This is a genomic window from Streptomyces botrytidirepellens (assembly GCF_003721215.1).
Classification (GTDB): Bacteria; Actinomycetota; Actinomycetes; order Streptomycetales; family Streptomycetaceae; genus Streptomyces; species Streptomyces himastatinicus.
Genome location: NZ_RIBZ01000792.1, coordinates 1 through 12,827, shown reverse-complemented (window position 1 = coordinate 12,827; position 12,827 = coordinate 1). Strand labels below are relative to the sequence as shown.

At 66.9% G+C, this 12,827-nt stretch carries 12 protein-coding genes and 1 pseudogene; 5 read left to right on the top strand and 8 right to left on the bottom strand.

What is annotated here, in order from left to right; all coding sequences use genetic code 11:
• Positions 1-381: 381 nt before the first annotated feature.
• Complete coding sequence (locus EEJ42_RS53465; protein ID WP_246097674.1) at positions 382-522, top strand: hypothetical protein; 141 nt, start codon at positions 382-384, stop codon at positions 520-522.
• A gap of 48 nt (positions 523-570) precedes the next feature.
• On the opposite strand, the gene EEJ42_RS40535 is transcribed toward EEJ42_RS53465, so the two are convergent.
• Positions 571-1,248 (bottom strand): SMI1/KNR4 family protein, encoded by a 678-nt coding sequence (locus tag EEJ42_RS40535; RefSeq protein ID WP_246097673.1) that lies wholly within the window; start codon positions 1,246-1,248, stop codon positions 571-573.
• Positions 1,249-1,912: 664 nt separating this feature from the next.
• Between EEJ42_RS40535 and EEJ42_RS40530 the strand changes: the two are divergent.
• Positions 1,913-2,161, top strand: a pseudogene (locus EEJ42_RS40530) (integrase); the annotation flags it as partial.
• Positions 2,162-2,850: 689 nt separating this feature from the next.
• Here the strand turns inward: EEJ42_RS40530 and EEJ42_RS40525 are convergent.
• On the bottom strand, positions 2,851-3,345 hold the full coding sequence (locus EEJ42_RS40525; protein ID WP_123107150.1) for a MarR family winged helix-turn-helix transcriptional regulator: 495 nt from the start codon (positions 3,343-3,345) through the stop codon (positions 2,851-2,853).
• Between the two features lie 131 nt (positions 3,346-3,476).
• Entirely contained in the window at positions 3,477-4,703 is a 1,227-nt protein-coding gene (locus tag EEJ42_RS40520; protein ID WP_123107149.1) for an acyl-CoA dehydrogenase family protein, read from the bottom strand.
• A gap of 63 nt (positions 4,704-4,766) precedes the next feature.
• Between EEJ42_RS40520 and EEJ42_RS40515 the strand changes: the two genes are divergently transcribed.
• Positions 4,767-5,594, top strand: coding sequence for an SDR family oxidoreductase (locus EEJ42_RS40515; RefSeq protein WP_123107148.1), 828 nt, complete (start codon positions 4,767-4,769; stop codon positions 5,592-5,594).
• A gap of 448 nt (positions 5,595-6,042) precedes the next feature.
• Here EEJ42_RS40515 and lpdA read toward each other — a convergent pair whose 3' ends face one another.
• Complete coding sequence (lpdA, locus tag EEJ42_RS40505) at positions 6,043-7,455, bottom strand: dihydrolipoyl dehydrogenase (RefSeq protein WP_123107147.1); 1,413 nt, start codon at positions 7,453-7,455, stop codon at positions 6,043-6,045.
• A gap of 131 nt (positions 7,456-7,586) precedes the next feature.
• The gene (locus EEJ42_RS40500; protein ID WP_123107146.1) at positions 7,587-8,825 is read right to left on the bottom strand and encodes a saccharopine dehydrogenase NADP-binding domain-containing protein; all 1,239 of its coding nucleotides are present in this window, start codon (positions 8,823-8,825) and stop codon (positions 7,587-7,589) included.
• Positions 8,826-8,858: 33 nt separating this feature from the next.
• Between EEJ42_RS40500 and EEJ42_RS40495 the strand changes: the two genes are divergently transcribed.
• Positions 8,859-9,488 (top strand): TetR/AcrR family transcriptional regulator, encoded by a 630-nt coding sequence (locus tag EEJ42_RS40495; RefSeq protein ID WP_184503502.1) that lies wholly within the window; start codon positions 8,859-8,861, stop codon positions 9,486-9,488.
• Positions 9,489-9,538: 50 nt separating this feature from the next.
• On the opposite strand, the gene EEJ42_RS40490 is transcribed toward EEJ42_RS40495, so the two are convergent.
• The 3 genes from EEJ42_RS40490 to EEJ42_RS40480 all read right to left on the bottom strand — a co-directional run bounded on the left by EEJ42_RS40490 (position 9,539) and on the right by EEJ42_RS40480 (position 11,745).
• A complete protein-coding gene (locus EEJ42_RS40490; RefSeq protein WP_123107144.1) occupies positions 9,539-10,600 on the bottom strand; it encodes an LLM class flavin-dependent oxidoreductase in 1,062 nt (353 codons plus the stop codon).
• The gene (locus EEJ42_RS40485; RefSeq protein ID WP_123107143.1) at positions 10,600-11,133 is read right to left on the bottom strand and encodes an SRPBCC family protein; all 534 of its coding nucleotides are present in this window, start codon (positions 11,131-11,133) and stop codon (positions 10,600-10,602) included. The genes EEJ42_RS40490 and EEJ42_RS40485 overlap by 1 nt, the downstream gene beginning before the upstream one ends.
• A gap of 114 nt (positions 11,134-11,247) precedes the next feature.
• The gene (locus EEJ42_RS40480; RefSeq protein WP_123107151.1) at positions 11,248-11,745 is read right to left on the bottom strand and encodes a winged helix-turn-helix transcriptional regulator; all 498 of its coding nucleotides are present in this window, start codon (positions 11,743-11,745) and stop codon (positions 11,248-11,250) included.
• Positions 11,746-11,852: 107 nt separating this feature from the next.
• Here EEJ42_RS40480 and EEJ42_RS40475 point away from each other — a divergent pair, with 107 nt between their 5' ends.
• Positions 11,853-12,749 (top strand): SDR family oxidoreductase, encoded by an 897-nt coding sequence (locus EEJ42_RS40475; protein WP_123107142.1) that lies wholly within the window; start codon positions 11,853-11,855, stop codon positions 12,747-12,749.
• Positions 12,750-12,827 lie beyond the last annotated feature (78 nt).

The following is a 12,827-nucleotide window of genomic DNA, read 5'->3' as shown; positions in this document are numbered from 1 at the left end:
CTGCGCACACGCGTCCTCGGCGGCCCCATCAACGAGTACCACTACGCCGCTTGACCAGTAGCGATGACTTTTCGAGCCCGACACCGTTGAGCTGGGCAGCCAAGAACGGGCATCCAGACACCACCGCTGTGACGGAGATCGCCCCGAACGACACGGCGTCGTGTGACGAGTTCGCGTACGCCGCCTCGTACAACAGCGGCGGCATGCCAAAGTCCCTGGGCGGACTGAACGAGGTCGCCAGCGGAGATGCGTGCGTGCAGACCTATGCCACTCGTGTCCGGCAAGGCGAATGGCACCTGTACGACGATGAGCGCAAGGCTGGTCCCACGTGGCAGGAGGTCTGCGGGCGCTCCAGCATGCAGCTGGATCAACACCACTTCAATGGCCAGCTTCCCTGGCTCCTTCGCCGCCGCGGGCAAGTACCACCTGTTGGACACCGACGAGTACTGGGTCAAGTTCCCCGAGTTCGAACACTGCGACGCCAGCAAGGCAACCGTGAAGTGCACCGTCCCTAAGCCGTAAACGACTAGCTGGTGGTCCAGGGGCCCACGCGCTCCCGGGCCACCAGCCCTAACGAGGACCGTCGGGCTTGATCATCCCGTCGGGAAACAGCCGTGGATCCCTGGGATCAATCCAGGTCAGCCCCTGGCTGCCGGTCAGTACCGGCCAGTCGTGCCTGTCGTCCGTTCCATCCGGCCGGTGCAGACACCGGCCCTCCTCCAGCGCCGCAGCAATCTCGTCCAGCCAGTCCACCAGCGGCCAACCACCCCGCCCCAACGGATACAGATCGTCTCCACCGTCGACCGACCAATGCCCCAAGTCGCCGTAGGAGGGCTCGCCCCTACGCGCGTCCACATACCAGCCGGACCAGGTGTCCCCAGCCTTCCGCGCGAACGGCAGAATGCCGACCTCCCGCTCCCAGTCCCGCGTATGCATCCGGTACTCATCCACCAAGTCAGCGAGCGGCAACATCGCCATGCCGGCCGGCAAAATCCCAGCACCATGGCCCTCATCGAAACCGTCATGGACCCGATACCAGGCCGCGAGCGTCGCCGGGAGCTCCACTCCCATGACCACCTCCGCCGCTGCGATATCGGCTTCGCCAACCGGAGAGCGCAGCAAATCAGCCGAAGCAACAGCGTGCTCACACAGCCACGTCTCGATCCGCCCCCAGGCCACGGTCACCCGCTGCGTATCGCCACTCATACTGAACACTGTATCGGCCGCAGTCGGCATGGCCACGAACACCGGACGCTCCTCGAATTGGTGGAGTTTTGTGGATTGCTGGTTGGCCAGCGTGCGGGATGTGGGTAGGTCCAGATGGTCTGATGAGCATCACCTGACGGGAGTTCCATGCACCGTGCCCGCCGCCTGACCGGCCTCGTCTTCTCCGGCCTGCTGCTAACCGCAACCGCCTGCACCCACCCCGAGCCCTCCTCCGAGGACACCAAAGCCTCTCCGGCGAGCTCCGGTGCTGACTTGCCCGGCTGGCACTCCGTTCAGCGTGTGCAGCGCGTGGACGTGGCCTTCGAAGAACGCCTGCTGACCGCACGACCGGGAGATGCGGGTGCACGGCCTTGCCCGAGAAGGCCAGGCGGAAAGCGAACAAATAGCAGCGGGCGCGCTGGCCGGCCAGGTCCACATAGACGTCTCCGAAGTCGACTTCGACATCCGCGCCGAGCGCGTTGTGCCGGGTCACGAATGCCTCAACGGGCGCCCCCGCCTGAGCTGCGATCTCCTTGCGGCGGACCGCGACGAAGTCCCGGACCGTCGGATACGGGATCGCCTCGCCGAACTCCTCCTCGATCTGCGCGACGATCCGCCGCACGGTGTGCCGCTGTTTGCGCGGGGCCTCCAGATCAGCGGGGGAGCAGATCGGCGGCACCGGCGCCCTGGCCCTGGTGCCGGGACCATCCCCGCCGGTGCGGGGAGCAGTACTGACCGCGCCATCCTCGCCGGCCTGCTCCACCACCTCCCCAAAGACAGACTGCGGCACCTTCTGCTGCTGGTCCGCCCCGAGACCATCTTGCACTGGCATCGCGAACTGCTCAGGCGGCGCCATGCCGCAACCTGCGTACCCAGGCGACGCGGACGCCCGCGCACCCTACGGTCGATCCGCGCCCTGGTCCTGCGCATGGCCAGGGAGAATACCTCGTGGGGGGCTGCGGTAACCGCGCTCGTGTGGGCTCGCGTCAACCAGGGCGACCATCTGCACAGCCCATCGATCGAAGCACTTCGCAGAGCGAGGCAAAGTACCAAGCCCTTGGTCTCCGCCATCGGAAAGTTGCAGACCCCCAGCAACCGCAGAGGCGCCAGACTCCGCATCCTTCAGCGCGTCAGCGAATACGCCGATGACTTCGCCCAAGCGCTGAACGAGGGGGCCGATGGAGCTGAGGGACCAGCTACTCGCAAGCGTCCCTGACAACCGACCACCAAGCCTACCTTCAGCCCGGCCCATCTGCTGTGCCTCTGCGCCCAGTGTGCGACATCCCGTGAGTTCCCCTATGCCTCGATGAGACCCTGCGCCCCTGGCCAGCAGACTCCATCTCGTTCTGGAGGTGCGGAGCTCGATGATGGACGTTCGGAATTCCTGAAGGCTGCTCGGTCTCTCGGAACGATGTGCGGTCCGATTGAAGACGCGGCTTCGCAGTTCGGCTGCCTCTGGGTGGAGCCGTGGGGAACCGATCACTGGATGACGGCGGGGTCCAAATATTCTCTGCCTGCGGCGGTGAAGTGCTCGATCTGGGCGCGCAGGACTTCTCGACGGCCGGCTGCAATGATCAGCGTTCCGGCAACCCGACTCCGCCAGGACCGGGGTATACCACTCCAACCTGGGCGACCTTCTACCGTCTATGCCCGTTTAGCGCCGGTCTGCTCCCGGACGGTGTCGAACAGAGAGGTCAGAGCGGGACTCCCCGCGAGGCTGCCCAGCAGGACGTGAAGCGAGTGCCGTTCCGTGGTGCCCAGGTCTGCGAGAATTTCGCTGTCGAGATCCACGAGCGCGCGGTTGAGATCGGCCAGGACCTTGCGCCCGCCGTCAGTGATATCGACGGCATACCGGCGCCGGTCCTGTGGATCGCGTGTCCGCTGGGCAAATCCTGCCCGCTCCAGGTCGTCAAGACTCGTCACCATCGTCGCCGGATCGATTCGCAGGAACGAGCCGAGTGCCAGCTGCGGCATCGCCCCGTTGTCCGCCAGGGCCTGCAGGACGCTGTAGTGCCGCACCCGCAGACCAGTCCCAGCGATACCGTCCTCTGCGATCTTGAACGCCACCTGTCCGAGCTTCACCAGAAGGCAGATGGTGTGTTCGGCCACTGTCCCCGGTACCAGCGGAGCCTCGGACATCGTTTATCCCACCCATGGTTAGTCATACGTATGGTCTCGGCCCATCGTACGAGAGAGCCCGGGGCGGCTGGACCATGGCAGGGATCTCCATGCGCGGAAGACGGGCGTGGGGCAGGGCGTGAGCGGGGGCGTCAGCCGACGATGGCCCGACCGAAGATCTGCCGGGCTATGACCCACTTCTGGATCTCGTTGGTGCCCTCGTAGATCTCGCCGATCTTGCTGTCCCGGTAGATGGCCTCGACGGGACCGGGAGTGCCGTCGGCGCCCAGTTCGCGCGCGAAGCCGAGGCCTCCGAAGGCCTGGACGGCGTCGCGTGCCATGTCCACGGACAGCTTGGTGGCGTAGTGCTTCGCCATCGCGGCCTCAGGTTCCGGGGACGGGTTGCCGGTGTCCAGGCGCAGGGCGGCCTTGGTGTAGAGGGTGCGGGCGTTCTCGATCTCGGTGGCCCGTTCGGCGAGCAGGAACTGCCAGTGCTGGTTGGCGGCCACCGGCTTGCCGAAGGCGTGTCGCGTCGACAGGTGGGCCACGGTGTGGTCGAAGGCGGCCTGCGCCATGCCGACCCCGGCAGCCGCGATGCCGATCCGGCCGTAGGTCAGAGTGGACAGCGCATGGCGCAGTCCGTGTCCCTCGGCGCCACCGAGGAGGTCGTCGTCGGTCAGGTGCACATCCGTGAAGCGGATGTCCGCGGTGAGCTGGCCGCGGTTGCCCATCTTGCGGTCGGGAAGGCCGACTTCCACTCCGGGAAGTGCCGTGTCGACGATGAACATGCTCAGCCGGGTGCCGGTGCGGGCGAGAACCACCACGAACCCGGCGACGGGCGAGTTGGAGATCCACCGCTTGTGGCCGTTCAGCACCCAGCCGGCCTCGGTGCGTATCGCCTCGGTCTGAACCGCCTGCGGGGACAGGTCACTTGAGGCGTTCGGCTCGGTGGTGGCGAACGCGCCGACCACTGAGCCCTCCGCGACCTTTCGCAGCCATCGCTGCTGCTGCTCCTCGGTGCCCTGCCGCAGGGCGTTGCCCGCCAGGATGCAGTGCACATCGAAGACGGCCGCGACGCTGCTGGAGTAGTAGGCCAGTTCCTCGATGGCCGCGGCGGTGGCGGTCGCCGGGTGGGTCAGACCGTCGCCGCCGACCTCGCCGGGGAAGGGGATCCGGAAGACCCCCGCCGACGCAAGCCCGTCAAACACATGCCGGGGGAAGCCGTCCGTGCGCTCGTCGCCCCCCGCGATCGCCACGGCGTGCGGAGCCACTTCGTGCTCCGCGATCCGGCGCACGGCAGCGCGAACGGACTGTGTCTCTTTGGGGGCGAGGAGCTCGCGGTAGAGCCGGTCGATCTGGCGTGTGGGAGTGGAAGTCATACGGGGAAGATATCATTAGCATCACGTACCATTAGCTCGGCAATCTATTTTGGAGGTTCGACCATGACACAGACGCTGGCCGACAAGACCATCCTGATGTCGGGAGGCAGCCGCGGCATCGGACTCGCCATCGCCCTGCGCGCGGCCCGCGACGGGGCGAACGTGGTGATGCTCGCCAAGACCGCGGTGCCGCACCCGAAGCTGGAAGGCACGGTGCACACCGCTGTCGATGAGGTTGAGCGGGCGGGCGGCAAGGGGCTGGCCGTCATCGGTGACGTCCGAAACGAGGTCGATGTGCGCACCGCTGTCAACGCGGCGGTCAGTGCGTTCGGCGGCATCGACATCGTGGTGAACAACGCCAGCGCGATCGACCTGTCGTCGTCGGAGCAGCTGGAGATGAAGCGGTACGACCTGATGCAGGACATCAACACGCGTGGCACGTTCCTGCTGAGCAAGGCCGCTATCCCGCACCTGCGCGAGGCGGAGAATCCGCATGTCCTCACGCTCTCCCCGCCGTTGAACCTCGCGCCGTACTGGGTGGGGAAGCATCTCGGTTACACGCTGTCGAAGTACGGCATGAGTCTGTGCACCATCGGGCTCGCGGAGGAGCTCGCCGCCGACGGTATCGCCGCCAACTCGTTGTGGCCGCGAACCCTGATCGACACAGCTGCTGTACGCAATGTGGTCGGTGGCGCCGGGCAGGCCCGCAGCCCACAGATCATGGCCGACGCCGCGTACGCCGTCGTCACGCGTGACGCGCGGAAGTGCACCGGCAACCTGTTCATCGACGACGAGGTCCTGTCGGACGAGGGCGTCACCGACCTGTCCGTCTACAGCCCTGCCGGCTTCGAGGGTGATCTCGCGCTCGACATATTCGTCGATCCGGCCTGATTCCGCACTGCTCAGCACATTAACGCGAGGGCGTTCTCGATGCCCTTCTCGAGGACCTCAACGGCGAGCTTCGAGTCGAAGGCGGCGCGGGACAGTTGCAGCGACCCAGGCCTGCTTGGTCGCGTCCGCGCAGCGGTCGATGTCGTCGAGCAGGGCGGCGGAGGGACATCCGACGCCGCGCTGGTCCCGGTGCTCGGGCGACAGATAGTCGCGAACGAGATCCTCGAGTCCCGGGCGGCCGGGCAGCCGGGCAGCCGGGCCGCAGAGTGCCGTACCTCGCCGCCTGCGTGCGTAGCTCCTCCGCGACGACGTTGGCGACATTGGCGACGAGGTCGTCCTTTGATGCCACAGGATCCTCTGACGCCACGGAACTGCCTCGCGCACAGGTCGGTAACGCGGCAGACCACCCAGCCCATACTCACGTCGCGTTTCGAGAGGGCAGCGCCTGCTACATGTTGATCATGTGGCCCGCGAGGCCGTGGACGGCTTCCTTGACCGCCTCGCCGAGGGTGGGGTGGGCGTGGACGTTGCGGGCGACCTCATGGACGGTGAGGTCCCACTGCTGGGCCAGCGTCAGTTCGGGGAGCAGCTCGGTGACGTCCGGGCCGATGAGGTGAGCGCCTATGAGCTCGCCGTACTTGGCGTCACTGATGAGCTTCACGAAGCCGGTCGCATCACCCAGGCCATGAGCCTTGGCGTTCGCGGTGAACGGGAACTGGGCCACCTGGACGTCGAAACCCTGCTCCCTCGCCTGTTCCTCGGTGTAGCCGAAGCTGGCGATCTGCGGCTGGCAGAAGGTGGTGCGCGGGATCATGTCGTAGTCCAGCTCCATGGTCTCCGCGCCTGAGAGCGTCTCAGCGGCGACCACTCCCATCGCCTCGGCGGCGTGCGCGAGCATGAGCTTCGCGGTGACGTCACCGATGGCGTAGATGTGCGGAACGGACGTACGGCAGCGCTCGTCCACATCGATGGCGCCGCGCTCCGTGACCTTGACGCCGGTGTTCTCCAGGCCGTACCCGGTCACGTTCGGGGCGAAGCCGATCGCCTGGAGGACCTTGTCCGCCTCCAGGACCTGGCGGGCACCGTCCTTTCCGGTGACCGTGACGCGGACCTGCTGCCCGGACTCATCGATCGACTCGACACGGGTCGAGGTGAGTACGTCGATGCCCAACTTTCGGTACTGCTGGGCGAGTACGGCGGAAACCTCGGCGTCCTCGAGGGGAGCGACTCGGTCCAGGAACTCCACGATCGTGACCTGCACACCGTAGTTGTGCAGGACGTACGCGAACTCGATGCCGATGGCGCCGGCACCCGCGATGACGATCGACTGCGGGAGGTCCTCCGCGAGGATCTGCTCCTCGTACGTCACCACGCGCGTGCTGCGCTTGGTGCCGGGTAGCAGCTTCGGGGTGGCGCCCGTGGCGATGATGCAGTGGTCGAAGCCTATGGTGCGGGAGTTGCCGTCGTGGTCGGCGACCAGAAGCGTGTGCGGGTCGAGGAAGGTACCGCGGCCACCGACTTCCGTGATCTTGTTCTTCTTCATCAGGTAGTGGACGCCCTTGACCCGGCCGTCCGCGACCTTCCGACTACGGCGGAAGGCCTCCCCGTAGTCGAAGGAGACCTCACCGTCGACCTTGATGCCGAAGGTCTTCGCCTCGCGCGTGAAGACGTGCGCCAGTTCAGCGTTGCGCAGCAGGGCCTTGGTGGGGATGCAGCCCACGTTCAGGCAGACGCCGCCCCAGTACCTCTCCTCGACGACCGCTACGCGCTTGCCCAGTTGGGCGGCCCTGATGGCGGCCACGTACCCACCTGGGCCCGCGCCGAGTACGACGACGTCGAAGTGCTCACCCTGCTCGTCCATGGACCTTCACTTTCCACTGGGACGGTCGACTGCACGTCAGTGGCCGACTCGCTCCCGATCGCACAACCTGTTCATCAACTCAGTCGCGGTGGTTCAACGCCCCGATGCCGTGATCCATGCCCGCGCAGCGATCACCGACGGGCCAACGCCCCGTCGACTTCGTGTACTCCCGCCTCGGCGGCACCGAGCCTGAGGGGGTCGAGCCCGAAGGCCGCGACCGGACCGTGCACACCGGGCTTGAGGACGGCATCCGGCGCCGCCGCATGGACTGCGCCCCACGCCAGGAGGGAGCCCGTCATCTCGTAGGGATCGGGTCCGGTGAGGGCCGTCGTGGCCAGGGGACGACCGTGGCCGTCGCGGGCGACCGCGATCACCAGGGAACGGCCGTCGGTGTCCGGCTCATGATGTGCTCCCGGGAGCCGCCCGGACCACCGCGTCAGAGCAGCCCGCACCTTCGCCGACCTCAGCAAGGGCGCCTGGAGCATGGCGGCGATCTGTACCGGACGCGTCCACCGCCCGAGCCAGCCCATCCCCACCTCGACGCTCTCCAACTGAGGGAAGACCTCAGGCAGGCCGAGATGCTCCGTGCCCGGGACGGTCATGGCCGGGCGTCGCACACCGGCGTAGCGGAAGGTGAGGACACGCTTGGCGGCCCGCTCGTCGACCAGTCGGGAAGAGGCTCCAAGGCGTGGAGAGCGGTAGGCGAACCCGTCCTCGGCCGCCGCGGCGACCAGCGTCTGGCGCGTGCCACCCGTGGTCAGGTCCCAGGAGTCGCGCAGGGTGCTCCGGTAATGCAGCTCACTTCCGCGCCCCGAACGGGTGATGAAGTAGCCGATCTCGACATGGCATGCGCGCTCGCCCGCCTGTTCCAGGGCCAGGGCGCCGGCGAGATTGCCGGGCACGTAGTCGTAGCCGAACGCGGGCACGAGAGTCGCTCCCCGGGTGGCCGCGACGGAGTCCAGCTCAAGGAGGACCCGGCGGGCGAAGGGGCCCTCCCCCGTGGAGTCGAAGTAGCGCGCTCCCGCCCGCGCGGCAGCCGTGACCGTGGCCATGCCCAGCTGCATGAACGGCCCGACCGTGGAGACGACCACATCGCTGGGGCCCAGAAGGCGCGTGAGGTGGGCGGAAGAGGTGAGGTCCACTTCTGCCACCGGCAGTTCCGCCTCGAAGCGGTCGGCCAGGGTCAGCATCTTCGTTCGGCTTCGCCCGACCAAGGTCGGCTTCTCACCTCGAGCGAGCAGTTCCCTGAGAACTCGCCGCCCCGTGTACCCCGTCGCACCCAGCAACAAGATTCTGCGCTTTTCCACGGCTACGTCTGCCTTCCGGAGGGCACTGTCACGACGACCATTGACCGACCACGAGTCATTCATTGACTTCAGGTCATTGAATATACGATGGTCAACATGAGAGGGCCAAACCGACGACAGCTATATGCGGAGCAGACCCGGGCGGACCTGGTGGCGGCCGCGCGCAAACTCTTCGTCGACAACGGGTTCGCGGACACGTCGGTCGAGGCCATCACCGCGGCGGCGCAAGTGAGCAAGGGCACCTTCTACCACCACTTCTCGGACAAGAAGGCGATGTTCGCCGAGCTCTACACGGAGCTGCTCCAACGGGTCGGAGCGCTCGCCGACGCGGCGTCCGAGGCGATCCGTGCGACACCGGGCGAGCCTGCCTTGACCGCCGTGTCGAACCTCACGCACGCCTTCTTGCGGCGGACCATCGACGATCCCCTGCATCGAGAGCTGATGGCCCAGGCGCCCTCGGTGCTGGTGGAGCAGTACCGGCACATCAACGACACGGTGGCCCAGCCGCCGATCGAACGGCTATTGACTGTCCTGGCCGAACGCGGTGACGTGGAACCGGACGTTTCGGTCGCCACCGTCGCCCGGCTGCTGTTGGCCGTCCTGTGCGAGGGCAACCAGATCATCGCCGCCGCGGCGGACCGGGAGGACGCCCTGGCCAGGACGTTCCACACGATCACCCTTTTGATGTCGGGCCTGGCGGCGGACGGCGTCAGCGCGCACGGTTGACGTCGACCAACGCCTGCAACAGCACTCCTCGACGGCACCCGGCCGTGCCGCTACCGTGCCGCCTCGTCCTCGATGTCACGGACCAGGTCGATGGCCCGGCCGAGAGTGGTGAGCCGAGCGTCGAGGGTCTCTCCGGCCGGATAAAAACGTACGGTGTCCACACCGGCGTCGCGCCACACACGCAGCCGTTGGCGCACCATGGCCTCGGTTCCGATCAGAGTGGTCGCCAGGACCATTTCGTCGGTGACCAAGCCGGCCGCGCCGTCCCGGTCCCCAGCCTGCCAACGTGTCCGGACTTCGGCCGCCACCTCGGCCCAACCCTGGCGGCTGTAGGCGTTGTTGTAGAAGTTCGTGGTCGCGGAACCCATGCCGCCGAGGCTGAAGGCCAGTTCCTTCTTGCGTCCGGCCACCATCGCGCTCAGCGCGTCCTCGTCGTCCGCGAAGGCGACCTCGGCACCTTGGCAGATGTCGAGGTCGGCACGGGCGCGACCGGCGGTGGCCAGGCCCTGGTCCAGGTGGTCGAAGTACGCCTCCTTGGCGCCCTCGGGCACGAAACTGGTGCCCAGCCACCCATCGGCGATCTCACCGGTCAGGTGCAGCATCTTCGGCGAGAGAGTGGCGAGGTAGACCGGAATGTCATGCTCGGCACGCATCGACAGACGCATGGGCTTCGCCTCCGCGCCCGGCAGTGGAATCTGGAACTCCTGTCCTGAGTAGGAGACTTTGCCGCCCGCGGCGGCCTCCCGCACGATCTCGACGGTCTCCCGCATCCGCACCAGCGGCCGGGCGAAGGGCACGCCGTGCAGCCCCTCGATCACCTGCGGCCCGGAGGGGCCCAGTCCGAGAAGGAAGCGCCCCTGGGAGATCTGCGACAGTGTGATCGCGGCGCGGGCGATGGCCATCGGCGTGCGGGTGCCGAGTTGGATGATTCCGGATCCGAGGAGCATGCGCTCGGTCTTCGCCGCGAGGTAGCCCAACGGCGAGGGAGCCTCGGAGCCCCACGCCTCCGCCACCCAGCAGATGTCGAGACCGAGCTTCTCCGCCTCGGTGACATAGGCGACGATCTCCCGCCAGTCGCTCCCGGAAGCTTCGATCGTGGTGGAGGTACGCATCAGAGCCTCGCCTCGCCCGCGGGCTGGGCCCTCTCGGCCAGCTTCTTGATCTCTTCGAGGGTGATGGTCATGTTGGCCTCGAACTCCCGCATGCGCACGAAGACGATCTTCTGCTCCTTCTCCGGCATGCGATCGATGGCGAAGGAGAGGCCCGAACGGGCCGGCCCCATCTGCATCCATTCGCTCAGCAGAGTGCCACCGCCCTGCGGCTCCAACGTGAACCGCCAGATCGCCGTTGGGTTCTGCGGGTTCTCGACGCCCCAGGCAAGCAGCCTCGGCGGCTCGTACTCGACGATGTGGGATGTGGTGGTCCACTCCCCGAGTGCCTCGTGCTTGCTCCGGCCGATGAACCGGGCTCCCAGAGCAGGGGCGGTCCTGCCGTCCAGCCATTCGACGTACTGCAGCTCGGAGCTCATACGCGGCATCAACTCGATGTCGGACACGAGCGTCCACACCTGTTCGGGCGGAGCAGCGATCCAGGTGCGGACCTCCACCGTCGGCTTGTCCGCATAGCGCGCGCCTGTCCACTCCATGTTCCTGCAGCCTCCATGCCGATCCGAGAACTCCCATGACCAGACGTGACCAGTAAAGTTGCGTAGATAGACTCACATGTCAAGGGGAAACGCGGCCCCGGCAGAGCCGCTGAGTCAGCCGACGAAACGCTCCCGCACATCCGGCCGTTCGGCCAGATGTGGCGGATAGCCGGGGCCCATCCGAGGACTGGTGTTCTCCGCGGTCATCTGCTCGCCGCAGGAAGAACACACCACCTCGGCATGGGCTTCCTGTCCGCAGACCTCGTGATGCATGACTACCGGCGGGCCCTCTTCACCGGACAGCCAGCGGTCCCCCCACCGGTTCATCACCAGCAGCACACCGTAGAAGTCGCGCCCCTTCTCCGTGAGCACGTAGTCGTACCGAACCGGCTCCGTTTGGTACGGCCGTTTTTCCAGCAGCCCCTCGTCCACCAGCCGGCGCAACCGGTCCGTCAATGTGTTGCGCGCAATCCCCAGTGACACCTGGAACGCGTCGAACCGCCGGATCCCGTAGAACGCCTCACGCAGCACCAACGGCGTCCACCAGTCCCCGAGCAAGTCCATGGTGCGCGCGATCGAACAGGGCCAGTGCGCAAAGGATGTCCGCCTCATGACAGTCAGCATAGGTTCGTCCAGTCGTGAGACCCAGCAGGTGGAGCGGCGACAGTTCCTACACGCGACATCTTGCGCTCATTAAATAACGAAGTTATGTTGCCGCCATGAAACGTGACTTGCTGGGCAGAAAGCTGGTTGTCACCGGAGCGGCACGCGGCATCGGCGAGAAGGTGGCCCGCCTGGCCATCGCCCGAGGCGCTCAGGTGACCTTGATCGGACTCGAGCCCGATCGGCTCCGTGACCTCGCCCGCGATCTGGGCCCCGCCGCATCCTGGCGCGAGGCCGATGTGCGCGACGGCACCGTTCTGCGGTCAGCGATCGACGAGGCTGCGGGGGTCATGGGCGGCATCGATCTCGTCGTCGCCAATGCCGGCGTCGTGGCGTACGGGACCGTGCGACAGACGGACGAGGCGTCGTTCGAGCGGGTCCTGGACATCAATCTGAACGGTGTCTTCCGGACCCTCAAGTACGTGACGCCCCATCTGGAGCGCAGCCGGGGACACGTGCTGGTTGTGGCGTCCGCGCTGTCCTTCATGCCGCTGGCGGCGATGGCCTCCTATGGCGCCAGCAAGGCCGCGGCCGAGCTGCTCGCCCTGACCTATCGCCAGGAGGTGGCGCACCTCGGCGTCACGGTCGGCCTGGTGCACCCCTCCTGGATCGACACGGATCTCGTCCGGGGCGCCGAGGTGGACCTCCCCTCGTTCCAGGGCCTGCGCAACCGGCTTCCCTACCCGGGCAATGTCACCACGAGTGCCGACCGGGCGGCTGCCGCGATCGTCGACGGGCTCGTGCGCCGCCGCAGCCGCGTGTACGTCCCACGCGCGGTCGTCGTGGCCAACTGGGCCAAGGCAGCGCTGAATTCGCCACTGGCCTGGCCATGGGCGAGGCGCTTCGCGGCCCGTGCCGTTCCGTCCCTCGAACGCGAGGTCACGGCGCTGGGGAGGCATGACCAGCTCACGCCGGGCACCGGTACCTCTGCCGCGGAGACCAAGTCGCCCTAGTGACCTGAGTCAGAGATTCGGTGGCAGTAGGCGGCGACTTTGTCGAGGATCTCGTCGGCGGTCTTGGTCCAGGCGAAG